General features: G+C 68.4%; 21 protein-coding genes and 1 pseudogene. 9 read left to right on the top strand and 13 right to left on the bottom strand.

Going from position 1 to position 21,583, the window contains the following annotated elements; genetic code table 11:
• Positions 1 to 19 precede the first annotated feature (19 nt).
• Both M9917_RS14690 and M9917_RS14685 read left to right on the top strand, forming a co-directional pair.
• On the top strand, positions 20 to 769 hold the full coding sequence (locus tag M9917_RS14690) for a proteasome-type protease (RefSeq protein WP_297254609.1): 750 nt from the start codon (positions 20 to 22) through the stop codon (positions 767 to 769).
• Between the two features lie 138 nt (positions 770 to 907).
• A complete protein-coding gene (locus tag M9917_RS14685) occupies positions 908 to 3,079 on the top strand; it encodes a putative bifunctional diguanylate cyclase/phosphodiesterase (protein ID WP_297254608.1) in 2,172 nt (723 codons plus the stop codon).
• A 9-nt stretch (positions 3,080 to 3,088) separates the two neighbouring features.
• On the opposite strand, the gene M9917_RS14680 is transcribed toward M9917_RS14685, so the two are convergent.
• Positions 3,089 to 3,688 carry an exopolysaccharide biosynthesis protein gene (locus M9917_RS14680; RefSeq protein WP_297254607.1) on the bottom strand — a complete coding sequence of 200 codons (600 nt, stop codon included), beginning with the start codon at positions 3,686 to 3,688 and terminating at the stop codon, positions 3,089 to 3,091.
• 118 nt (positions 3,689 to 3,806) lie between these two features.
• Positions 3,807 to 4,076, bottom strand: a complete 270-nt coding sequence (locus M9917_RS14675; protein ID WP_297254606.1) for an usg protein — start codon at positions 4,074 to 4,076, stop codon at positions 3,807 to 3,809.
• A gap of 168 nt (positions 4,077 to 4,244) precedes the next feature.
• On the opposite strand from M9917_RS14675, the gene bcsS reads away from it, so the two are divergent.
• Complete coding sequence (gene bcsS, locus M9917_RS14670; protein ID WP_297254605.1) at positions 4,245 to 4,967, top strand: cellulose biosynthesis protein BcsS; 723 nt, start codon at positions 4,245 to 4,247, stop codon at positions 4,965 to 4,967.
• 64 nt (positions 4,968 to 5,031) lie between these two features.
• Here the strand turns inward: bcsS and M9917_RS14665 are convergent, their stop codons facing one another.
• The 10 genes from M9917_RS14665 to M9917_RS14620 all read right to left on the bottom strand — a co-directional run bounded on the left by M9917_RS14665 (position 5,032) and on the right by M9917_RS14620 (position 15,064).
• Positions 5,032 to 6,633 (bottom strand): NTP transferase domain-containing protein, encoded by a 1,602-nt coding sequence (locus M9917_RS14665; protein ID WP_297254604.1) that lies wholly within the window; start codon positions 6,631 to 6,633, stop codon positions 5,032 to 5,034.
• A 10-nt stretch (positions 6,634 to 6,643) separates the two neighbouring features.
• The gene (locus tag M9917_RS14660; protein WP_297254603.1) at positions 6,644 to 7,336 is read right to left on the bottom strand and encodes an XdhC family protein; all 693 of its coding nucleotides are present in this window, start codon (positions 7,334 to 7,336) and stop codon (positions 6,644 to 6,646) included.
• Between the two features lie 3 nt (positions 7,337 to 7,339).
• Positions 7,340 to 7,678 carry an XdhC family protein gene (locus tag M9917_RS14655; protein WP_297254602.1) on the bottom strand — a complete coding sequence of 113 codons (339 nt, stop codon included), beginning with the start codon at positions 7,676 to 7,678 and terminating at the stop codon, positions 7,340 to 7,342.
• A 40-nt stretch (positions 7,679 to 7,718) separates the two neighbouring features.
• Positions 7,719 to 8,918, bottom strand: a complete 1,200-nt coding sequence (locus M9917_RS14650) for a vWA domain-containing protein (RefSeq protein WP_297254601.1) — start codon at positions 8,916 to 8,918, stop codon at positions 7,719 to 7,721.
• Complete coding sequence (locus M9917_RS14645; RefSeq protein ID WP_297254600.1) at positions 8,915 to 9,829, bottom strand: AAA family ATPase; 915 nt, start codon at positions 9,827 to 9,829, stop codon at positions 8,915 to 8,917. The genes M9917_RS14650 and M9917_RS14645 overlap by 4 nt, the downstream gene beginning before the upstream one ends.
• A gap of 89 nt (positions 9,830 to 9,918) precedes the next feature.
• A complete protein-coding gene (locus M9917_RS14640) occupies positions 9,919 to 10,722 on the bottom strand; it encodes an FAD binding domain-containing protein (RefSeq protein WP_297254599.1) in 804 nt (267 codons plus the stop codon).
• A 17-nt stretch (positions 10,723 to 10,739) separates the two neighbouring features.
• Positions 10,740 to 13,103 (bottom strand): xanthine dehydrogenase family protein molybdopterin-binding subunit, encoded by a 2,364-nt coding sequence (locus M9917_RS14635; protein ID WP_297254598.1) that lies wholly within the window; start codon positions 13,101 to 13,103, stop codon positions 10,740 to 10,742.
• Between the two features lie 89 nt (positions 13,104 to 13,192).
• Positions 13,193 to 13,693 (bottom strand): (2Fe-2S)-binding protein, encoded by a 501-nt coding sequence (locus M9917_RS14630; protein WP_297254597.1) that lies wholly within the window; start codon positions 13,691 to 13,693, stop codon positions 13,193 to 13,195.
• 259 nt (positions 13,694 to 13,952) lie between these two features.
• A complete protein-coding gene (locus tag M9917_RS14625) occupies positions 13,953 to 14,405 on the bottom strand; it encodes a CoxG family protein (protein WP_297254596.1) in 453 nt (150 codons plus the stop codon).
• Between the two features lie 131 nt (positions 14,406 to 14,536).
• Entirely contained in the window at positions 14,537 to 15,064 is a 528-nt protein-coding gene (locus M9917_RS14620) for a flavin reductase (RefSeq protein ID WP_297254595.1), read from the bottom strand.
• 271 nt (positions 15,065 to 15,335) lie between these two features.
• Between M9917_RS14620 and M9917_RS14615 the strand changes: the two genes are divergently transcribed.
• The 6 genes and pseudogenes from M9917_RS14615 to M9917_RS14590 all read left to right on the top strand — a co-directional run bounded on the left by M9917_RS14615 (position 15,336) and on the right by M9917_RS14590 (position 20,875).
• A complete protein-coding gene (locus M9917_RS14615) occupies positions 15,336 to 16,259 on the top strand; it encodes an ABC transporter permease subunit (protein WP_297254594.1) in 924 nt (307 codons plus the stop codon).
• A gap of 4 nt (positions 16,260 to 16,263) precedes the next feature.
• Positions 16,264 to 17,649 (top strand): high-affinity branched-chain amino acid ABC transporter permease LivM, encoded by a 1,386-nt coding sequence (gene livM / locus M9917_RS14610; protein ID WP_297254593.1) that lies wholly within the window; start codon positions 16,264 to 16,266, stop codon positions 17,647 to 17,649.
• A pseudogene (locus tag M9917_RS14605) lies at positions 17,649 to 18,488 on the top strand (ABC transporter ATP-binding protein); the annotation flags it as partial. The gene livM and the pseudogene M9917_RS14605, both read left to right, overlap by 1 nt.
• Before the next feature lie 20 nt (positions 18,489 to 18,508).
• Positions 18,509 to 19,252: an ABC transporter ATP-binding protein gene (locus M9917_RS14600; RefSeq protein WP_297254592.1), complete on the top strand. Its 744-nt coding sequence runs from the start codon at positions 18,509 to 18,511 to the stop codon at positions 19,250 to 19,252.
• A 2-nt stretch (positions 19,253 to 19,254) separates the two neighbouring features.
• Positions 19,255 to 19,629 carry a DUF6867 family protein gene (locus tag M9917_RS14595; protein ID WP_297254591.1) on the top strand — a complete coding sequence of 125 codons (375 nt, stop codon included), beginning with the start codon at positions 19,255 to 19,257 and terminating at the stop codon, positions 19,627 to 19,629.
• A gap of 130 nt (positions 19,630 to 19,759) precedes the next feature.
• Positions 19,760 to 20,875, top strand: a complete 1,116-nt coding sequence (locus M9917_RS14590) for a branched-chain amino acid ABC transporter substrate-binding protein (RefSeq protein WP_297254590.1) — start codon at positions 19,760 to 19,762, stop codon at positions 20,873 to 20,875.
• A 103-nt stretch (positions 20,876 to 20,978) separates the two neighbouring features.
• Here M9917_RS14590 and M9917_RS14585 read toward each other — a convergent pair whose 3' ends face one another.
• Positions 20,979 to 21,557, bottom strand: coding sequence for an RBBP9/YdeN family alpha/beta hydrolase (locus M9917_RS14585; RefSeq protein WP_297254589.1), 579 nt, complete (start codon positions 21,555 to 21,557; stop codon positions 20,979 to 20,981).
• Positions 21,558 to 21,583: the final 26 nt, after the last annotated feature.

Raw genomic sequence — 21,583 nt, 5'->3', positions numbered from 1 at the left:
GACAAGGATGTGAAACCCCGTGACCTATTGCGCCGGAATCCTCGTGCAGGATGGGCTCGTCATGATCGCCGACACGCGCACCAATGCCGGGCTCGACGACATCTCGACCTTCCGCAAGCTCCATGTCTTCTCCTGGCCGGGCGAGCGCAATTTCGTGCTGATGACGGCCGGCAATCTCTCGATCACCCAATCGGTGGTGAGCTTCCTGCACGAGGGGCTGCCGGCGCCTGAGACCGGCGAGCTCGAGACGCTGCAGAATGCGGGCTCGATGTTCCGGGCCGCCCAGCTCGTCGGCCGCTCGATCCGCCATGTCCGCGAGATCGACGGCCCGGCGCTGGAGGAGGCCGGCGTCAAGTTCGAGATCGGCATGCTGTTCGGCGGCCAGATCAAGGGGCAGCCGATGCGGCTCTTCATGGTCTACGGCGCCGGCAACTTCATCGAATGCGGCATCGATGCCCCCTTCCTCCAGATCGGCGAGCACAAATACGGCAAGCCGATCCTCGACCGGGCCGTCACCTTCAAGACCCATCTCTACGACGCGCTCAAGGTCGGGCTGATCTCGATGGATTCGACCATGCGCTCCAATCTCGGCGTCGGCCTGCCGATCGATCTCGTGGTGATGCGGCGCGATGCCGACGATTTCGAGCTGAACCGCCGCATCGAGGCGGGCGAGCCCTATTTCCACGACCTGCGCGAACGCTGGTCGGCGGCGCTCAGGGCCGCCCATATGGCGATACCCCGGCCGCCCTATGCCCCCTCGGGACGCTGACGGCCCGAAAGCCGGAAAGGTCCCGCAACGGGATATCAATCATTCAGGCATTAGGACGTAGGAAGAGAAGTCTGTCCTGGATCAACGATGCCTGCAGCAACGGCCGCGAAGATGACGAATGCGGGTTCTTCCGCGCGCATGTTCGCGAACACCATCGTCACGCTGGGCTGTGCCTTCCTGCTGCTGATGGCGGCCGGAATCGCCGTCGTCGTCGCGATCACCCGTGAGGCCAACCGGCTCGAGGCGCAGCGCCAGGGCGAGCGGATCGAGGCTGCCGTCAACGCCCAGATGAGGCTGGGCGAGCTCCGGCTCGAGCGCCTCGTCGCCGCCGGCGATCTCCCCAACGCGCTGCACCAGCCCGGCGCCGAGGCGACGCCACGCGCCACGCTCGAACGGCTGAGCGGACAGCTGATGGATTTCGACGGCGCCTATATCGGCGGGGCCGGCGAGACGGTGCTGGCATGGGTCGAGAATCCGAGCACGGCGGATCACCCCGCACAAGCCATCCCGCACCATCTCGACGCCTTGCAGCAGGGCGTGTGGAGTGCCTTCGTCGCCCCTGCCGGCACCGGCGCCGCCGCCCTGCCGGGTGCCGCCCGCTCGACCATCGTCACGGATGGCGGCGAGGTCCTGATCCTGACGGCGGTCGAGCTGCCGCAGATCGCTTCCCCGGCCGGGGCGGCCCCGGCGCCGCTGTTCTTCGTCGCCTACCGGCATCTCACCGACGCCCTGCTCGCGGATCTGGCGGCGGGCAACCGCATCGCCGGCATCCATCTCGTGAGCGCCCCGCCCGCCGACCCGCTGTCGCGGCTCAACCTGCGGGCCGCCGACGGGACGAGCGCCGCCTGGCTCGCCTGGTCGCCGGCCCGTCCCGGCGACGTGATGCTGCGCCGCTTCCTCTGGGCGCTGATCGCGGTGGCGCTGCTGTTCTCCGCGGTCTTCATCTTCGTCGTGCAGCGCCTGAGCGCTTCCGCCGAGCAGATCGCTCTGCGCGAGCGCCAGATCCAGCACCTCGCCGGCCAGGACGAATTGTCCCTCCTGCCGAACCGCCGCAGCTTCGACCTGACGCTCGACCAGACGCTGGCGCATATCGATGAGAACGGGCCGGGACTGGCCGTGCTGCTCATCGACCTCGACCGCTTCAAGGCCGTCAACGACACCTACGGCCACACCGCGGGCGACGAGCTCATCCGCCAGGTCGCGGCGCGCCTCTCGGGCGCTGCCCGGATCGGCGACACTGTCGCGCGGCTGGGCGGCGACGAGTTCGGCGTCATCCAGACCCGCTCGGCCACGCCCTCCGGCAGCAAGGCTCTGGGCGAGCGCATCCTCGCCGCCCTCACCGAGCCGTTCATGCTCGCAGGCGTCGAGGTCACGATCGGCTGCTCCATCGGCATCGCCATGGCGCTGCGCGACGGCACCAGCCGCGAGGCGCTGCTCAAGCGCGCCGACACCGCGCTCTACGAGGCCAAGAACAGCGGCCGCAACCGCTATGCCTTCTTCGAATCGCAGATGAACCGCTCGCTCCAGCTCAAGCGCATGGTCGAGGACGATCTGCGCCAGGCGATCGACAACGACCAGCTCGTCCTGCATTACCAGCCGCAGGTCTCCATCGACGGTTCGGCCATCGTCGGCGTCGAGGCGCTGGTGCGCTGGCCGCATCCGGTCCACGGCCTGATCCCGCCTTCGGAGTTCATCGCCATCGCCGAGGAGCGCGGGCTGATCGTGCCGCTCAGCGAATGGGTGCTGCGCCGCGCCTGCACCGAGGCCAGACGCTGGAAGGGCCTTCGCCTCGCGGTCAACGTCTCGCCGATCCAGTTCCGCCACAGGGATTTCGTCGCCAACGTCATCCGCACCATCGCGGAGACGGATTTCGACCCCGCCCGGCTCGAGCTCGAGCTGACCGAGGGCGTGCTGATCGAGGATGCCGACGCCGCCGAAACCGCGATGATGAACATCCGCGCGCATGGCGTCGGCCTCGCGCTCGACGATTTCGGCACCGGCTATTCGAGCCTGATCTACCTGCGGCGCTTCGCCTTCGACAAGATCAAGATCGACCGCTCCTTCCTCGAATACATGGAGGCGACGGGGGAATCGGCGATCCTCGTCCACTCGATGGCGCATCTGGGGCGGGCGCTCGGCCTGCGCGTCTGCGCCGAGGGTGTCGAGACCGCGGGCCAGCGCCGCTTCCTGCAGGCGATCGGCTGCCACGAGTTGCAGGGCTTCCTGTTCTCCAAGGCCGTGCCGGCGAGCGAGATCGACCACCTGCTCAGCCTGGACAACCCCTTCGCCGAGGTCCTCGCCGCCGCCTGAGACGAAGCGTCAGAAGAACAATTCCTTGATGCCGCTGAAGATCGCATAGGCGAAGCCGGCGCTGAGCATGAGGCCGGCGGCACCCACCACCGCGCCGATGATGATCAGGACCCCGTCGCGCTCGACGAGGCCGAGCCCGACGAGGCACACCGCCAGCCCCAGCGGAATCTGGCCGATGAACGGCGCCGCCACGATCAGCCCGAGCGCCAGGACGAGGATCACCAGCCCCAGGATCGGAATGGCCCATACGCCGCCCAGCATCGTCAGGCGCGGCCGCGAGAAGCGTTCGAGCCAGGTCAGCACCGGCAGCGCCCGCGCCACCGCCCGGTTGAGCTCCGGCTTGCCGATGCTGCGGGCGAGCAGCGCCTGCGGCAGCCACGGCATCCGCCGTCCCGCCAGCATCTGCACGGCGACGAAGGCCAGCACCAGCCCGCAGACGAGCGGGATCGGCGGCGGCATCGGCAGGCAGTTCGGCAGGCCGAGCAGCACGACGAGCAGCGCATAGGCCCGATCCTGCAGCGCGGCGACGATGGTGCCGACGGCGATGCGCTCTCCGGGCAAGCCCGCCAGCGCCGTCAGCAGTCCGGATGTACGCAAGGGAGAAGACAAGTGAGCAGGCCGTGCCGAAGCGGAAGCGCCCGCCTAGCACGGCGGCACCCGCGCCAACAAGCGAGCCGGACGCAGGCTTTCAATGCCCCTGGCTCAAGGCCGCAAGCCCGGCGCGGCGTCAGTGCAGCGTCAGCACGCCGTTCTGATTGCGGATCTCCGCCGGCCGGATCAGGCGCGAATGCGCCACGGTGACCGAATGGAGCGGCCCCTCGAGCTCACGCTCCCAGAATTTCAGGAAGTCCTGGAGAACGGGAAAGCGCGGCGCCAGATCGTACTGTTGCCAGATATAGGTTTGCAGCACGCTGAGATGATCCGGCATCCGGTAGAGGATCGTCGCCGTGGTCAGCCCATAGCCTTCGAGTTGCCGCATGAAATCGGTCGAAACCATCGCCACTCTCCTCCGTTGCGGAATGAAAGCTTTGCCGGACACAATCGAGCCTGCGCCCGCACGGTTAACAAAGGCTTGCCAGCCCGGCGCCGAACTGCTGCAATCCTGGGGCCTGCGGCCGGCGGCATGCGGGGTGGCAGGCGTCGGGGGCTTCGCGTGGCGTATCGGGTGGGCAGGTCCGGGTTGGCCGGGCTGGCGATGGCCTTCGCCGCCGCCCCGATCTGTGCAGCCGGCGCCACCGAGGACGAGACCGAACGCGCCGCGCTCTCGACGGTGATCTTCGGTTCCATGGAAGCGGGCCCGACCAAGACCCTTCTCACGGTCGGGGTGAAGCGTGCCATCGGCGGCGGCGGGCTTGCCGCCAGCGGCCCGCGCCTCTTCGTCAAGGCCGGCGGCACGCAGGAACAGACCCACCGCCGCAGGCCCCACGGCGTCACTTACAAGAGCGAGTCGCAAGCGCTCCTCGGCTATGAATGGCGCATCGGCGACAGTTTCCTCGCGCTCTATGCCGGTTCGGACGTCGAGAGCGAGCAGCCGGTCGAAGCCTTCGGCCCCTCCCGCACCACCACGCGCTACGGCGCCCGCCTGCAGGCGGATCTCTGGCTCGTCCCCGCGCCCGGTATCGTCGTCCAGGCCAATGCTTACGTCTCCTCGCTGAACGGGCGCGTCTGGGGTCGGCTCGCGCCGGGCTGGCGGGTTCCGGCCGGCTTCCATCTCGGGCCCGAATTCGAAGCCTATGGCGAGCACGGCTACCGCAAATACCGGCTCGGCCTTCATCTCACCGGCCTGCGCGCGCTCGGGCTGGAATGGCGCCTCGCCGGTGGCGTGGAGACGACGAGCGACCGGCCCGCCGCCTTCTACGGCACGCTCGGCCTGCACTGGCAGCGTTAGATGGTCGACAGCTGAACGCAGCGGCGTGCAGCCACACCCTTGTCATTCCGTCAATGCAGCCCCCTCAGCCGCGCAGCGCCCGCAAGGCTTCCGGCGTATCGACGTCGATGGCGATGGCCGGGTCCTCGAAGGGCACGTCGACGACGCGCTCGCCGGCCTCGTCGAGGAGCCGCCGCGCACCGCGATCCCCGCTGAGCAGCGAAACGGCCGGAAAGATCTCCCGCGTCAGCAGCACCGGGTTGCCGCGCTGGCCGAACAGGGTCGGCACCACCGCCAGCGCCTCCGGCCGCGCCCGATGCGCTTCGACCAGGCGCTCGATCACCGCCGCCGAGACGTTCGGCATGTCGCCGAGCGAGATCACCACGCCTTGCGCCTGCGGCGGCAGCGCCGCCACCCCGGCCTTCAGCGAGGAGGACAGGCCCGATGCATAATCGGGATTGGCGACGAAGCGGACCGGCAGCTCCGCCAGCGCAGCCTCCACCGCCGCGCTCTGGTGGCCGGTCACCACGATGACGGGGGCAAGCCCCGCCTCGAGTTGCGCCTCGACGACATGGCGCAGGATCGGCTTGCCGCGCAGCGGCTGGATGAGCTTGTTGTCCGCGCCCATCCGCGTCGATCGCCCGGCGGCGAGCACGATCCCCGCCGGCGGCCCGCCCCCGGGCAGGCCGGGCGCGCGCGGCTGCGGCCGCGAGACGATCTCCATCAGAAGCCCGCCGACGCCCATGCGCTGGACATCGGCGCGGCCGACCGGAACACCGGCGAGATGGCGCTGCAGCACCCAGTCGAAGCTGTTCTCCTTGGGCGAGCGGGCGCAGCCCGGCGCGCCGATCACCGGCTTGCCGGCGATGCGACCGAGCATCAGCAGATTGCCGGGATCGACCGGCATGCCCAGATGCTCGACATCGCCGCCGGCCTCGACCAGCGCCTGCGGGATCACGTCACGCCGGTCGGTGATGGCGGAAGCGCCGAACACGACGATGATGTCGGCCTCGCCCGCCGCCTGCTCGGCGATGGCCTTGGCCAGCGGCGCGGCCTCGTGCGGCACGCGCTGGTCCGCCGCCAGCACCGCCTCGGCCGGCTCCAGCCGCTCGCGCATGATCCTGAGCGTCTTGTCGACCACGCTCGGCTTCAGCCCCGGCAGCAAGGTCGAGATCACGGCGACCCCCGCCGGGCGATACGTCGCGACCGAGACCGCCGGGACATTGCCGAGCGCGGAAAGCGCATGGTCCACCAGCGCCTGGGGCACCGCATAGGGAATGATCTTCACCGTGGCGACGAGCTCGCCCGCCACCACCGCCTTCAGTGCCGGCAGGGTCGCGACCGTGATCGCCTCGTCGATGGCGTTGAAGGCGTCGATCGCCGCAACGTCGATGCGCAGCACGCCGGCTTCGGCTGCGAACAGGTTGACCCGCCCGGTGAAGGGCGGCTCCGCCGTGACCGCCTCCCCGGTCATCCGCTCCGCCAGTTGTGCGGCGGCGGCGTTCTCGTCGATGTCGCCGGGTTCCAGCCTGACCGCGACGATCTCGGCGATGCCGGCGGCTTCGAGCTTGGCGGCGAGCTCGGCCGTCACGGTCGCGCCCTTCTTCACGATGGTGCCGTCGGCGCGGATGGTATGCGCCGCGATGCAGCCGATGGCATCCGCGATGGCGACCGGTCCGAATTGCATCGCCTAATCCTCAGGCCGGCTTGCGGCGCGGGCCGCGCAGCGTCGCGACGATCTCGGCCAGGATCGCAAGCGCGATCTCGGCCGGCGAGACCGCGCCGATATCGAGCCCGATCGGCGCATGGATGCGCGCCGTCGCGGCGGCGTCGAAGCCGGCTTCGGCCAGGCGCTCCAGCCGCCTGCCATGCGTCTTGCGGCTGCCGAGCGCACCGACATAAAAGCAGTCGGAGCGCAACGCAGCGACGAGGCCGGGATCGTCGATCTTCGGATCATGCGTCAGCGCGACGAAGGCGGTGTAGGCGTCGAGCCCGATCCGGGCAAGCGCCTCGTCGGGCCATTCGGCGAGCAGCGTCCCCTCGGGGAAACGCTCGGGCGTGGCGAAGGCGGTGCGCGGATCGATGATGATGAGATCGAGCTCGAGCGCCTTCGCCATCGGCGCCATCGCCTGCGAGATATGAACGGCGCCGGTCACGATCACGCGCGGATGCGGCGCCTGCACGGTCAGGAAAAAGGATCGCCCCTCCACCTCCGCCATGCCGCTCTTGCCGGAGCGCAGCTGCCGCTCCAGCAAGTCCGCCAGCGGATCGGCCGCGATCCCGGCTTGCGTCACCAGCCGTTGCGCGCCGCTGGCGAGATCGCTCATCAGCACGGCGGCGCGGCGCGCCTGCCGTTCCGCATTGAGCGCGGCGAGGGTCGCAAGATCCACCGGTCAGCCCCCGTCCCCGGCGCGGACCGGCTCGACATAGACCTTGATGCGGCCGCCGCAGGAGAGCCCGACCTGCCAGGCCGCCGCGTCGGCGACGCCGAATTCGAGCATGCGCGCCTTGCCCTCGGCAATCACGTCGGCAGCCTCGGCGACCACCGCGCCCTCGACGCAGCCGCCCGAGACCGAGCCGAGGAAATTCCCCTCCCCGTCGATGACGAGATGCGAGCCGACCGGGCGCGGCGCCGAGCCCCAGGTCTCGACCACGGTCGCGATGGCGACACCGCGGCCTGAGCGCGCCCAGTCCTCCGCAGCCCGCAGGATGTCGGTGTCGGTGCTGATCATGGTCGCGTTTCCCTCATGGCGAGAAGCACCGCATCATGCCTCAAACCGCCCGCTTCAGCCACCGGCGCGGATCGCTCTCCCGCCCTGCGTCCAGCGACAGCGCGGCGCAGAGATCGGCCATCGCCGCGAGGTTGTGGATCGGCCGGAACGAATCGACATGGGGCAGCATCGCCTTGATGCCGCTGGCGCGCGCCGCGAAGGCTTCGTAGCGCAGCAGCGGGTTGAGCCAGATGAGTTGCCGGCAGGAGCGGTGCAGCCGGTCCATCTCGAAGGCGAGGTGATCGTCGAGATGCCGCTCCAGCCCGTCGGTGAAGAGCAGCACCACCGCCCCGCCGGCCAGCACGCGCCGCGACCAGACCCGGTTGAAATCATGCAGCGCGGTGGCGATGCGGGTGCCGCCCTCCCAGTCCGGCGCCGCCTTGCCGGCCAGCGCCAGCGCCTCGTCGGGATCGCGCGCCTTCAGCATCCGGGTGACGTTGGTGAGCCGCGTGCCGAAGACGAAGGAATGCACGCGCCGGCGCTTCTCGGTCAGCGCATGCAGGAAATGCAGGAAGATGCGCGAATATTCGGCCATCGAGCCGGAGATGTCGACGAGCGCCACGATCGGCGGATGCACCTGCCGCCGCTCGCGGAAGGCGAGGTCGATCGCGCCGCCCCCGCCCCTGAGCGAGCGCCGGAAGGTCAGCCGCGGATCGATGCGCTGACCGCGCTCGGCCGGCCGGAAGCGGCGCGTCGCGACACGGTCGTCGGGCAATCTCAGCGCGGCGATGAGCTGCTTGGCGCGCGCGATCTCGGCCGCGCTCATCTGGGCGAAATCGCGCGATTTCAACATCTCGCGATCGGAGACGGTGAGCCGGGCGGTGAGCTCGGTCAGCTCCGTCGGGGCCTCGTCCTCGCGGGGCGGCGGCGCGAAGGCTTCCGCCACGCGCAGCGCCCCGGCCTCGGCCTTCTCCGGCTGGCGGTCGTCGCCGGGCGAGACCGGCGACATCTGCGCCATGATCTTCTCGATCAGGTTGCGGCGGCGCCAGAACAACCGGAAGGCCTGATCGTATATGGGTGTATCCTCGTGCTTCTTCACGAAGATCGCATGCAGCGCCCAATAGACGTCGGCGCGCTCACCGAGCGCGCCATCGCTGAGCGCCGATACCGCCTCGACCACCGCGCCGGGCCCGACGGGAAGCCCCGCTGCCCTGAGCGCGCGGGCGAAAAAGGCGACGTTCCCGGCGAGCTTGCCGGTCACACGCGCGCCTCGGCCTTCGCCTGGTCCAGGAGCTCCTTCACCTTCGAGCCCTGCATCGCCTGGATGTCGTCCTGGTATTTCAGCAGCGCGCCCAGCGTATCCGAGACCACCGCCGGATCGAGCGAGACCGCGTCGAGCTCGACCAGCGCCGTCGCCCAGTCCAGCGTCTCGGCGACGCCCGGCGCCTTGAACAGCTCCTCCTTGCGGATCGCCTGCACGAAGGCGACGACCTGCTTCGAGAGCCTGGCGGGCGCCTCCGGCGCCCTCGCCTTCAGGATGGCGAGCTCGCGCGCCGCATCGGGATAGCCGACCCAGTGATAGAGGCAGCGCCGCTTCAGCGCGTCGTGGATCTCGCGGGTGCGGTTCGAGGTCAGAATCACGATCGGCGGCTCGGCCGCCCGGATCGTGCCGAGCTCGGGAATCGTCACCTGCGCATCGGCCAGCACCTCGAGCAGGAAGGCCTCGAACGCCTCGTCGGTGCGGTCGAGCTCGTCGATCAGCAGGATCGGCGCCCCGCCCTGCTGCGGCTCCAGCGCCTGCAGCAGCGGGCGCTTCACCAGATATCTCTCCGAGAAGACGTCGGATTCGAGCCTGTCGCGGTCGCTCGCCGCGCCGCCGGCCTCCGCGAGGCGGATCGCCATCATCTGCCCGGCATAGTTCCACTCGTAGACGGCGGACGAGAGATCGAGCCCCTCATAGCATTGCAGCCGGATCAGCCGGCGGCCGAGGCCCGCCGCCAGCACCTTGGCGATCTCGGTCTTGCCGGTGCCGGCCTCGCCCTCCAGCAGGAGCGGCCGCTTCATCCGAAGCGCCAGGAACAGCACCGTCGCCAGCGCGCGATCCGCGACATAGCCCTGTGCTTGCAGGAGCGCGAGCGTGGCATCGATGGAGGGAGGCAGAGGAGAGGACATAGATACTCACGTCTTCGGGGCGGCCGCAGCGCGGCCGAGCCCGGAATCCATAACCGCCGACGCAGCCGATGACGAGGTCGCGCCCGCGCCTATTTCCCAATCGCCTGCGCCACGGCCTGCTTCGCCATCACGCCGATCAGATGGGCACGGTATTCGGGATCGGCGTGGATATCGCCGTTGATGCCGCTCACGCCGTGCTTGAAGCCTTCGAGCGATTTCGGCGCGAAGCGGACCTTGAGCGCGGCCTCCGCTTCCGGCCAGCGGAAGACGCCGCCATCGCCCGCCCCCGTCACCGCGACGCGGATCTCGCTGCCCCGCTTGGCGACGAAGACACCGACCATGGCATAGCGCGAGGCCGGGTTGCGGAACTTGGCATAGCCCGCCTTCGCGGCCAGCGGGAACGAGACCCGGGTGATGATCTCGCCCTCCTCCAGCGCCGTCTCGTAGAGGCCGGTGAAGAACTCCTCGGCCGGGAGCTTGCGCCTGTTGGTGACGACGGTTGCGCCGAGCGCGAGCAGGGCCGCCGGATAATCCGCCGCCGGATCGTTGTTGGCGACCGAGCCGCCGATCGTGCCGCGATGGCGCACATGCGGATCGCCGATATGGCCGGCGAGAAAGGCCAGCGCCGGAATCGCGGCCTGCACCTCGGGAGAGGCCGCGACCTCGGCATGGGTCGTCATCGCGCCGATGACGAGGTTGCGGCCCTTCAGCGCGATGCCCTTGAGATCGGCGCAGGCTCCGAGATCGACGAGCGCCGCGGGCGAAGCCAGCCGCTGCTTCATCGTCGGCAGCAGGGTATGGCCGCCGGCCAAGAGCTTGGCGTCCTCCTTCTTGGCGATGAGCGTCGCCGCCTGACGGGCGCTGGTGGGCTTATGATAGGTGAAAGCGTACATCTGCCTGTCCTTTCAGCTCACTCGGCCGCCTGACGGCTGATCGATTTCTGCGCCGCGCGCCAGACCGCCTGCGGCGTCGCCGGCATCGCGATATCCTCGTGTCCGAGCGCGTCGGTGATGGCGTTGATCACGGCCGGCGGCGAGGCGATGGCGCCGGCCTCCCCGCAGCCCTTGATGCCGAGCGGGTTGGAGGGGCACGGCGTCACCGTCATCCCGACCTCGAAGGAAGGCAGGTCGTCGGCGCGGGGCATGCAGTAGTCCATGAAGCTCGCGGTCACGAGCTGGCCGTCGGCATTGTAGCGCGCGCCTTCCAGAAGCGCCTGGCCGACGCCCTGCGCGATGCCGCCATGCACCTGCCCCTCGACGATCATCGGGTTGATGACGTTGCCGAAATCATCGACCGCCGCCCAGCGCTCGATCCGCGTCACGCCGGTCTCGGGATCGATCTCGACCTCGCAGATATGGACGCCGGCCGGGAAGGTGAAGTTGGTCGGGTCGTAGAACGCGCCTTCCTTCAGCCCCGGCTCCAGCTCCTGCCCGTTGAATTTGTGCGCGACATAGGCCTGCAGGGCGCAGGAGCCGAAATCGAGCTTGCGGTCGGTGCCCTTCACCGAGAAATGCCCGTCCGCGAAGTCGATATCGGCCTCGTCGGCCTCCAGCACATGGGCGGCGACCTTCTTGCCCTTGGCGATCACCTTGTCGAGCGCCTTGAAGATCGCCGACATGCCGACCGCACCCGAGCGCGAGCCATAGGTGCCCATGCCCATCTGCACCTTGTCGGTGTCGCCGTGGACGATGGAGACGTTGTCGATCGGAATGCCGAGCCGGTCCGAGACCAGCTGGGCGAAGGTCGTCTCATGGCCCTGACCGTGGCTGTGCGAGCCGGTCAGAACCTCGACCGTGCCGATCGGATTGACCCGGACCTCGGCCGATTCCCACAAGCCGACGCCCGCGCCGAGCGAGCCGACCGCGGCCGAGGGCGCGATGCCGCAGGCCTCGATATAGGAGGAGAAGCCGATGCCGCGCAGCTTGCCGTTGCGGGCGGAATCGCGCTTGCGCTTGCCCAGCCCCTTGTAGTCGATCATCTCCAGCGCCTTCTTCATCGAGGCGCCGTAATCACCGGCGTCGTACATCATGATCACCGGCGTCTGGTGCGGGAACGACCTGACGTAGTTCTGCATCCTGAACTTCGCCGGGTCCTTGCCGAGCTGGCGCGCCGTCACCTCGATCAGCCGCTCGACCACGAAGGTCGCCTCCGGCCGCCCGGCGCCGCGATAGGCGTCGACCGGGGCGGTGTTGGTGTAGACCGCGTCGACCTCGCAATAGATCGCCGGGATGTCGTACTGCCCCGAGAGCAGCGGCGCGTAGAGATAGGTCGGCACCGAGGAGGAGAAGGTCGAGAGATAGGCGCCGAGATTGGCCGTGGTATGGACCCGCATGCCGAGGATCCTGCCGTCGGCATCGGTCGCCAGTTCGGCATGGGTGACGTGGTCGCGGCCATGCGCGTCGGCGAGGAAGGCTTCGGTGCGCTCGGCGGTCCACTTCACCGGGCGGCCGACCTTCTTCGCCGCCCAGACGCAGACCGTCTCCTCGGCATAGATGAAGATCTTGGAGCCGAAGCCGCCGCCGACATCGGGCGCGATCACGCGCAGCTTGTTCTCCGGCGCGATGCCGATGAAGGCCGAAAGCACGAGCCGCGCCACATGCGGGTTCTGGCTGGTGGTGTAGAGCGTGAAGACGCCCTCGCCGGCATCGTAGTCGCCGACCGCCGCGCGCGGCTCCATCGCGTTCGGCACGAGGCGGTTGTTGACGAGGTCGAGCTTCGTCACGTGCCTGGCCGCCTTGAAGGCCTTCTCGGTCGCGTCCTTGTCGCCGAGATGCCAGTTGAACACCGTGTTGTCCGGCGCCTCGTCATGGACCACGGTCCTGGCGCCCGCCGCCTTGCCGGTATCGACGACGGCCGGCAGTTCCTCGTAGTCGACGACGATCGCCTCGGCGGCGTCCTTCGCCTGCGCAAGCGTCCCGGCCACCACCACGGCGACATGGTCGCCGACATAGCGCACCTTGCCCTGGGCCAGCGCCGGATGCGGGCCGGCGCGCATCGGCGAGCCGTCCTTGTTGTGGATCATCCAGCCGCAGATCAGCCCGCCGATCTTGTCGGCGGCGAGATCGGCCCCGGTGAAAACGCCGACGACGCCCGGCATGCCGGCGGCGGCTTTCGTGTCGATCGCCCTGATCTTCGCATGAGCGTGCGGCGAGCGCAGGAAATAGGCGTGGGCCTGGCCCGGCCGGTTGATGTCGTCGGTGTAGCGGCCCTGGCCGGTGATGAAACGATGGTCTTCCTTGCGGCGGACTGCGGCGCCGATTCCGGTGGCGGACATGGTGTTCCCTCCTCGCACGCGGCGCCTCTGCCGGACGCCTCACTGCTGGAACGCATCACGAATGGGTGGATCGCGCCCTGGGGCGCGTCCTACTCGGCGGCCTGGCGGGTGGCTGACCCGGCCCCGCCCATGGCCTCGGCTCCGGCGGCGATCGCCTTGACGATGTTGTGATAGCCGGTACAGCGGCAGATATTGCCGTCGAGATCCTCGCGGATCGTCTTCTCGTCGAGATGGTTGCCGCGGCGGTTCACCATGTCGACGGCGGACATGATCATGCCCGGCGTGCAGAAGCCGCATTGCAGGCCATGATGCTCACGGAAGGCTTCCTGCATCGGGTGCAGCGCGCCATCTGTCGCCAGCCCCTCGATCGTCGTGACGCTCGCGCCGTCGACGGCCACAGCGAGCGTGGTGCAGGCTTTCACCGCCTTGCCGTCGAGATGCACGACGCAGGCGCCGCACTGGCTGGTGTCGCAGCCGACATGGGTGCCGGTGAGCCTGAGGTTTTCGCGCAGGAACTGCACCAGAAGGGTGCGCGGGTCGATGGTGGCGGTGACGGCTTTGCCGTTCACCGTCAGCGAAACAGTGGTCATGAGCACATCTCCTGTGACCCGTCTCTGACGCCGTCCCATCCCCTCCCCGGGCCATGGGCCGTGCTGATGCCGAAGATCACCTCGCCTCATCAGGCAGGTTTTCCTTGGAACAGCTCGAAATTGAGTGTGGACCGGCAATTTTTCGGGGTCAAGCGAAAGCGACCACGCAGAAAGCTGCGGTTTGAGCCCGAATTGGCGCAGTTTGTGCGACGCCGGGCGCCGCGATCATGCCGGCCCTGCCGTTCCCGAACCGGGGAGGCTATCCCTCGCTCACGGCCCTGGCGAAATTGGCGAAGAACTCGTCGGCGAGCTTCTTCGAGACCGAATCGATCAGCCGCGAGCCGAGCTGCACCAGCTTGCCGCCGACCTGGGCCTCGACCTCGTAGCGCAGCAGGGTCGCGCCCGCTTCCGCGTCGCTCAGGCTCACCCGCGCCCCGCCCTTGGCGAAGCCGGCGATGCCGCCCTCGCCCTCGCCGGCGATGCGGTAGCCATTCGGCGGGTCGAGCTCGGCGAGCTCGACCCTGCCCTTGAAGCTCGCCTTCACCGGCCCGAGCTTGACCTTCACCAAGGCGGAGAAATGCGTGTCGTCGTCCTTGTTGAGCTGCTCGCAGCCGGGAATGCAGGCCTTCAGCACCTCGGCGTCGTTGAGCTTGGCCCAGACCACTTCCCTGGCGGCCGGCAATACCACCTCACCGCTCATCGTCATCGCCATAGCGTCCCTCCCGAAGCGTCTTCAAGACCGCACATCGGCCTGAAGATTGTCCCGTTCCCTATCCATGGCCGCAATGCCCGCGACCGCACAAGAGGCACCTGCCGGAAAGCCCCGAGGAATCGGGAAACGCCTCAAGCCGAGCCGAAGCGGCGGCCACGGTAGATCAGCCCCGGCCCCGGCCCGGCCCCGCCGAGCCCTGCGACCTCGCCGATCAGGATGCGATGGCTGGCGACGTCATGCGCCGCGACGAGCCGGCAGTCGAAGGCCGAGACCGCATCGAGCAGCACCGGCGCCCCGGTCACGAGCCGGCCCCAGCGGGCGGTGGCGAAGCGCGCCTCGCCCTCGATTCCCCGCCGGCTGGCGAAGATCTCCGCGAGCTCCGCGAGCGACTCCGGCAAGGTGTTGACGCAGAACGTCCCGCTCGTCTCGATCGCCGCCAGCGTTCGGCTGCCGCGCGCGATGCAGGCGAGCACCGTCGGCGGGGCGTCGGAGACGGACGCGACCGCCGTCGCCGTCAGCCCGATGCGCCCCTCCGGCCCCAAGGCGGTGACGAGATGCACGGCGCTCGCGACCCGGGCCATGGCGTCGCGGAAGGCAGGAGCGTCGGGATGGGCGTCGGAAGGCTCCAGCGGCGGCATGGGATGGACGGTCTTCGTCATTCGGCTCGATCGGTTGCGCGTGATATCCGGCGAAAGACCCCATGTAGAGGCTCGGGCGCGCCGGCGCCAGCCGCGGCGCCGGCCGGAAGGTGCGGAAAGCCGCCCTTTCGCCCACCGATTCGCCGATAGTCGCTTTTGACAGAAAAACGGCGGGGAGCGATTGTCCCCGGAGCAATCGGTTGCTAGCCATTGCTCTGCAATCGCATCCCGCATGCGCCGGCGTCATGCCGGCGACGAGAACGGGAGCTGGTTCGAGGGGTCGGCGTTTTCCATGGAAGTCTTCGTGCAGCAGCTCATCAACGGGCTGACACTGGGATCGATCTACGGTCTCATCGCCATCGGCTACACGATGGTCTTCGGCATCATCGGCATGGTGAACTTCGCCCATGGCGACATCTTCATGCTCTCCGCCTTCGTCGCGCTGATCTTCTTCATGCTGATCACCGCGGTCCTCGGCACCAGCGCCGGCATGGTCATGCTGGCGCTGGTCGCGGTGCTCGCGCTGGCGATGTTCGTCACCTCGTTGTGGAACTGGACGATCGAGCGCCTGGCCTACCGGCCGTTGCGCGGCTCCTTCCGCCTGGCGCCGCTGATCTCGGCGATCGGCATGTCGATCTTCCTGATGAACTTCGTGCAGGTCGTGCAGGGCCCGCGCAACAAGTCGATCCCGCCGATGCTCAACAAGTCGATCACGCTGATCGAGAGCGCGACCTATCCGGTGCAGATCTCCTACAAGCAGATCGTCATCATCGTGACGACCGCGGTGCTGCTCGCGGCCTTCTGGTACGTGGTGCAGAAGACCCCGCTCGGCCGCGCCCAGCGCGCCTGCGAGCAGGACCGCAAGATGGCGGCGCTGCTCGGCATCGACGTCGACCGCACGATCTCGCTCACCTTCGTCATGGGGGCGGCGCTGGCCGCCGTCGCCGGGGTGATGTTCCTCGTGCTCTACGGCGTGGTGAACTTCGCCGACGGCTTCGTGCCGGGCGTCAAGGCGTTCACCGCGGCCGTGCTCGGCGGCATCGGCTCGCTGCCCGGCGCCGTGATCGGCGGGCTGCTGATCGGGTTGATCGAGGTGATGTGGTCGGCCTATTTCACCATCGACTACAAGGACGTCGCCGCCTTCTGCATCCTGGCGATCGTGCTGGTGTTCATGCCCTCCGGCCTGCTCGGACGCCCGGAAGTCGAGAAGGTCTGACGCCATGGCGAGGAACCCGAGCGCGACCACGCCCGCCCCCGGCCTCGACCTGAAGGCGGCCTTCAGGGAGGCCGGCTTCGCCGCCCTCGTCACGCTCGGCCTGTGCATCCCGATCATCGCCTGGGGCACGCGCCAGAACCTCGACAACATCCTGGTGCTCGACCCGCGCTGGGACGCCGTCGCCTGGGCCGTCGGCATCGTCTTCGTCGGCCGCCTGCTGATGGCGCTGCGCCAGCAGACCCGCAGCCCGGAGAAGGCGGCCTCCCGCATCCTGCCCCCCGGCACGGTCGCCTTCTTCCAGCGCCATTCGCGGCTGTTCTCGCTGTTCGGGCTCGGCTTCCTCGTCACCTTCCCGGCAATCGCGATCGGGCTCGCCGGCTGGGGCGGCGCGCTGAAATGGATCGACAATTTCGGCGTCCAGATCCTGATCTACGTCATGCTCGGCTGGGGCCTGAACATCGTCGTCGGCCTCGCCGGCCTGCTCGACCTGGGCTACGTCGCCTTCTATGCCGTCGGCGCCTATTCCTATGCGCTGCTGGCCAAGAATTTCGGCCTGTCCTTCTGGCTCCTGCTGCCGCTCGCCGGCATCCTCGCCGCCTTCTGGGGCATGCTGCTCGGCTTCCCGGTCTTACGCCTGCGCGGCGACTACCTCGCGATCGTGACGCTGGCCTTCGGCGAGATCATCCGCCTCGTCCTGATCAACTGGACGGATTTCTCCAACGGCTATGCCGGCATCTCCGGCATCCCGCGCCCGACCTTCTTCGGCATCCCCTTCACGGCGGCAGACGACGGCTTCGCCGCCGTCTTCGGGCTGGAATTCTCGCCGCTCTACCGCACGATCTTCCTGTATTACCTGATCCTGTGCCTGGCGCTGCTCACCGCCTTCGTCACGCTGCGGCTGCGCCGGCTGCCGGTCGGGCGCGCCTGGGAGGCGCTACGCGAGGACGAGATCGCCTGCCGCTCGCTCGGCATCAACACCACCAACACCAAGCTCACCGCCTTCTCGATCGGGGCGATGTTCGGCGGCTTCGCCGGCTCCTTCTTCGCGGCGCGGCAGGGCTTCATCTCGCCTGAATCCTTCATCTTCATGGAATCGGCGGTGATCCTCGCCATCGTCGTTCTCGGCGGCATGGGCTCGCTGTGGGGCTGCGCCATCGCGGCGATCGCGATGATCGGCGGCACCGAGCTCCTGCGCGAGCTCGAATGGATGAAGCAGATCTTCGGCAACGACTTCGACCCGACGAAATACCGCATGCTGATCTTCGGCTTCGCCATGGTGGCGATCATGATCTGGAAGCCGCGCGGCCTGATCTCGGTGCGCCACCCCACCGCCTTCCTCAAGGAGAAGAAGGCGATCTCGTCGGATCTCGTGCAGGAGGGCCATGGCTGATGGCCGCACCCGCATTCGAGGCGCCGCAGGGGCGCCCGCTGCTCGAGGTCGAGCGGCTGACCATGCGCTTCGGCGGGCTCACCGCCGTCAACGGCCTCTCCTTCGCGGCGCGCAAGGGCGAGATCACCGCGCTGATCGGCCCCAACGGCGCCGGCAAGACCACGGTCTTCAACTGCATCACCGGCTTCTACAAGCCGACGCAGGGCCTGATCGCGCTGAACCACGACGACGGTGCGGGCTTCCTGCTCGAGCGCATGCCGGATTTCCGCATCTCCTGGAAGGCCAAGGTCGCCCGCACCTTCCAGAACATCCGCCTCTTCGGCGGCATGACGGTGCTGGAGAACCTGCTCGTCGCCCAGCACAATCCGCTGATGCGGGCGTCCGGCTTCACCTTCCTCGGCGTGCTCGGCATCGGCGGCTACAAGGCCCGCGAGAAGGAGGCGATCGAGAAGGCGCGGTTCTGGCTCGACAAGATCGGCCTCATCCATCGCGCCGACGATCCCGCCGCCGACCTGCCCTATGGCGACCAGCGCCGGCTCGAGATCGCGCGTGCCATGTGCACCGACCCGGTGCTGCTGTGCCTCGACGAGCCGGCCGCGGGCCTGAACCCGCGCGAGAGCCTCGACCTCAACACCCTCCTGCTCTCGATCCGCGCCGATCTCGGCACGGCGCTGCTCCTGATCGAGCACGACATGTCGGTCGTCATGGAAATCTCGGACCATGTCGTGGTCCTCGACTACGGCACCAAGATCGCCGACGGCACGCCCGCCGAGGTGCAGGCCGACCCGAAGGTCATCGCCGCCTATCTCGGCGTCGACGACGAGGAGGTCGAGGAGATCGAAGCGGAGGTCGGCATCTCGTGACTGAAGCCCGGCCCCACACCCAGCCTCTCCTCGCCGCCCGCGGCGTCAAGACCTATTACGGCAAGATCATCGCGCTGAAGGGCGTCGACATCGACGTCAATGCCGGCGAGATCGTCACCATGATCGGCGCCAACGGCGCCGGCAAGTCGACGCTGATGATGACGATCTTCGGCAATCCGCAGGCACGCGAGGGCACGATCACCTATGAGGGCCGCGACATCACGCGGCTGCCGAGCCACGAGATCGCCCGCCTGGGGATCGCGCAGTCGCCGGAAGGGCGCCGCATCTTCCCGCGCATGACGGTGTTCGAGAACCTCCAGATGGGCGCCGCCGTCGACGGCTTTTCCCATTTCGACGAGGATCTGGAGCGGATGTGCACGCTGTTCCCGCGCGTCAGGGAGCGCCTGCAGCAGCGCGGCGGCACGCTGTCGGGCGGCGAGCAGCAGATGGTCGCGATCGCGCGCGCGCTGATGGCGCGCCCGAAGCTGCTCCTGCTCGACGAGCCCTCGCTCGGCCTCGCTCCCCTCGTCGTGAAGCAGATCTTCGAGGCGATTCGCGCGCTCAACCGGACGCAAGGCTTGACCGTCTTCCTGGTCGAGCAGAACGCCTTCCATGCGCTGAAGCTCGCCCATCGCGGCTATGTGATGGTCAACGGCGTCGTCACCATGAGCGGCACGGGCAAGGAGCTGCTCGCCAACCCGCAGGTGCGCGCCGCCTATCTCGAAGGCGGGAGGCATTGACCATGCAAGGCGTCCTCTACGAAGAACCGACGGTCTGGCTCTTCCTCCTGGTCACGGTCGCCATGGGCGGCTGGCTCGCCTGGATGGCGGGCCGCGCCATCGCGCTGACCTGGCGGCCGAACTGGCAGCTTTTCGTCTACATGATGGTGCTCGGCCTGTTCGTCCGCTTCATCCATTTCGCGCTGTTCGAGGCGACGCTGCTGACGCTGCATTATTACACCGTCGACACGCTCGTGCTGATCGCCTTCGGCTATGCCGGCTGGCGCTACACCCGCGCCAGGCAGATGACGCGGCAGTATCACTGGCTGTTCGAGCCGGCCGGCCCCTTCGGCTGGAGGCCGCGTCAAGGCGTCGAGATCCGGCCCGAACTGCTCTGAAAGACTAACGCGCTTGTCACGTGACAGACCCTCGGAAAAGCGCAAGACTGCGGCTTACGGTGATCAGAACACGCCGCGACGGGCGGCCCGTCCAGCCCGTCGATCAATCAATGCAGGGGAGTTGCATCATATGAAAAAACTGCTGTTGGGCAGCATTGCGCTGGGCGCGGTCCTCGCCTTCTCGGGCGTCGCCAGCGCGCAGATCAAGATCGGCGTCGGCGCCCCGCTGACGGGCCCCAACGCCGCCTTCGGCGCGCAGATCAAGAATGGCGCCGAGCAGGCGGCCGCCGACATCAACGCCGCGGGCGGCATCAACGGCCAGAAGATCGAGATCGTGCTCGGCGACGACGTCTCCGATCCGAAGCAGGGCGTCTCCGTCGCCAACAAGTTCGCCGGCGACGGCGTCAAGTTCGTGGTCGGCCACTTCAACTCCGGCGTCACCATGCCGGCCTCCGAGGTCTATGCCGAGAACGGCGCGCTGATGATCACCCCGGCCGCGACCAACCCGCAGGTCACCGAGCGCGGGCTGTGGAACACCTTCCGCATCTGCGGCCGCGACGACCAGCAGGGCGAGGTCGCCGCCGCCTACATCGCCAAGAACCTCAAGGGCAAGAAGATCGCGGTCGTCCACGACAAGACCACCTATGGCAAGGGCCTGGCCGACGAGACGCTGAAGGGCCTGCAGAAGGCCGGCATCAAGGAAGTGCTCTACGAAGGCGTGAACGCCGGCGAGAAGGACTTCTCGGCGCTCGTCTCCAAGATCAAGTCGACCGGCGCCGACTATGTCTACTGGGGCGGCCTACACACCGAAGGCGGCCTGATCGTGCGCCAGATGCGCGACCAGGGCATCCAGGCCACGCTGATCTCGGGCGACGGCATCACCACCGACGAGTTCGCCACGATCGGCGGGCCGGGCGTCGAGGGCACGCTGATGACCTTCGCCCCCGATCCGCAGAAGCGCCCCGAGGCCGCCGCGGTGATCAAGCGCTTCGAGGCCCGCAACTTCAAGCCGGAAGCCTACACGCTCTATGCCTATTCCGGCGTTCAGCTCATCGCCGACGGCATCAAGCGCGCCGGCTCGACCGACTCGAAGAAGGTCGCCGCGGCGCTGAAGGACGGCAACGCGACCAAGACGGTGCTCGGCGATATCGCCTTCGACAAGAAGGGCGACATCACCCGCATCGACTACACCATGTACACTTGGAAGAAGCAGCCCGACGGCAAGATCACCTATATCGAGAACTGATCGCGCCGGCTGACCGCCAGACGATGCAAACGAGACCGCCCCGGTGAGAGCCGGGGCGGTTTTGCATTCCACGTCCGCTGCGCCGGGCGGCCGGTCGGAACCGCTACTGAATCGATCTCTCCGGAACCGCGCCCAAGCTCTTGAGAAAGCCCGCGAAACGCAAAAGGCCGTCCGGCCAGGGGCCATGGCCGGATTCGCTGTTGAGATGGCCGCTGTCGCCGGCATCGACGAATTCCGAGCCCCAGGCCTCGGCCAGATCGCGCGCCTCTGCGTGCGTGCAATAGGGGTCGTTGGCGCTGGCGATCAGCACCGAGCGGAAGGGCAGCGTCTCGCGCCGATGCGCGATGAAGTCCGGCCCCATGCCGGGAACCGCGCCCTTCGCCCGTTCGGAAGCCGGCGCCACCAGGAAGCCGCCGGCGACCTCGCCTCGATGCAGATGCTCGGCGGCGAAGGCGACCGCGCTGCAGCCGGCCGAATGCGCGACGAGCACGACCGGCCGGGTCGCAGCCCGCACCGCCTCGACGATCCGCTCGGCCCAGAGCTGGCGGGAAGGCTTGTACCAGTCCTCCTGCGCGACGCGGCGCGCCGTCGGCAGGCGGGCCTCCCAGCGGCTCTGCCAGTGGTCCGGCCCGGAGCCGGACCAGCCGGGGATGAGGAGGATGTCGGCGTCGGAGGATTTCATCAGGCTTAGATAGCCCCGCCTCCGCC

The organism is Bosea sp. (in: a-proteobacteria) (genome assembly GCF_023953965.1).
Classification (GTDB): Bacteria; Pseudomonadota; Alphaproteobacteria; order Rhizobiales; family Beijerinckiaceae; genus Allobosea.
Note: the sequence above shows the minus strand (reverse complement) of the source record. Positions and strands in the feature narration are given on the sequence as shown.

Bases quoted from the DNA above. Each gene is read 5' to 3' on its own strand.
- M9917_RS14685 (WP_297254608.1), top strand. From the start codon at position 908: ATGTTCGCGAACACCATCGTCACGCTGGGCTGTGCCTTCCTGCTGCTG.
- M9917_RS14675 (WP_297254606.1), bottom strand. From the start codon at position 4,076: ATGGTTTCGACCGATTTCATGCGGCAACTCGAAGGCTATGGGCTGACC.
- M9917_RS14665 (WP_297254604.1), bottom strand. From the start codon at position 6,633: ATGCAATTCGGACCGGTCGCCATCGCGGATGCCATCGGCTGCATCGCG.
- M9917_RS14655 (WP_297254602.1), bottom strand. From the start codon at position 7,678: ATGATCAGCACCGACACCGACATCCTGCGGGCTGCGGAGGACTGGGCG.
- M9917_RS14645 (WP_297254600.1), bottom strand. From the start codon at position 9,829: ATGTCCTCTCCTCTGCCTCCCTCCATCGATGCCACGCTCGCGCTCCTG.
- M9917_RS14640 (WP_297254599.1), bottom strand. From the start codon at position 10,722: ATGTACGCTTTCACCTATCATAAGCCCACCAGCGCCCGTCAGGCGGCG.
- M9917_RS14635 (WP_297254598.1), bottom strand. From the start codon at position 13,103: ATGTCCGCCACCGGAATCGGCGCCGCAGTCCGCCGCAAGGAAGACCAT.
- M9917_RS14630 (WP_297254597.1), bottom strand. From the start codon at position 13,693: ATGACCACTGTTTCGCTGACGGTGAACGGCAAAGCCGTCACCGCCACC.
- M9917_RS14625 (WP_297254596.1), bottom strand. From the start codon at position 14,405: ATGGCGATGACGATGAGCGGTGAGGTGGTATTGCCGGCCGCCAGGGAA.
- M9917_RS14620 (WP_297254595.1), bottom strand. From the start codon at position 15,064: ATGACGAAGACCGTCCATCCCATGCCGCCGCTGGAGCCTTCCGACGCC.
- M9917_RS14615 (WP_297254594.1), top strand. From the start codon at position 15,336: ATGGAAGTCTTCGTGCAGCAGCTCATCAACGGGCTGACACTGGGATCG.
- livM (WP_297254593.1), top strand. From the start codon at position 16,264: ATGGCGAGGAACCCGAGCGCGACCACGCCCGCCCCCGGCCTCGACCTG.
- M9917_RS14595 (WP_297254591.1), top strand. From the start codon at position 19,255: ATGCAAGGCGTCCTCTACGAAGAACCGACGGTCTGGCTCTTCCTCCTG.
- M9917_RS14590 (WP_297254590.1), top strand. From the start codon at position 19,760: ATGAAAAAACTGCTGTTGGGCAGCATTGCGCTGGGCGCGGTCCTCGCC.
- M9917_RS14585 (WP_297254589.1), bottom strand. From the start codon at position 21,557: ATGAAATCCTCCGACGCCGACATCCTCCTCATCCCCGGCTGGTCCGGC.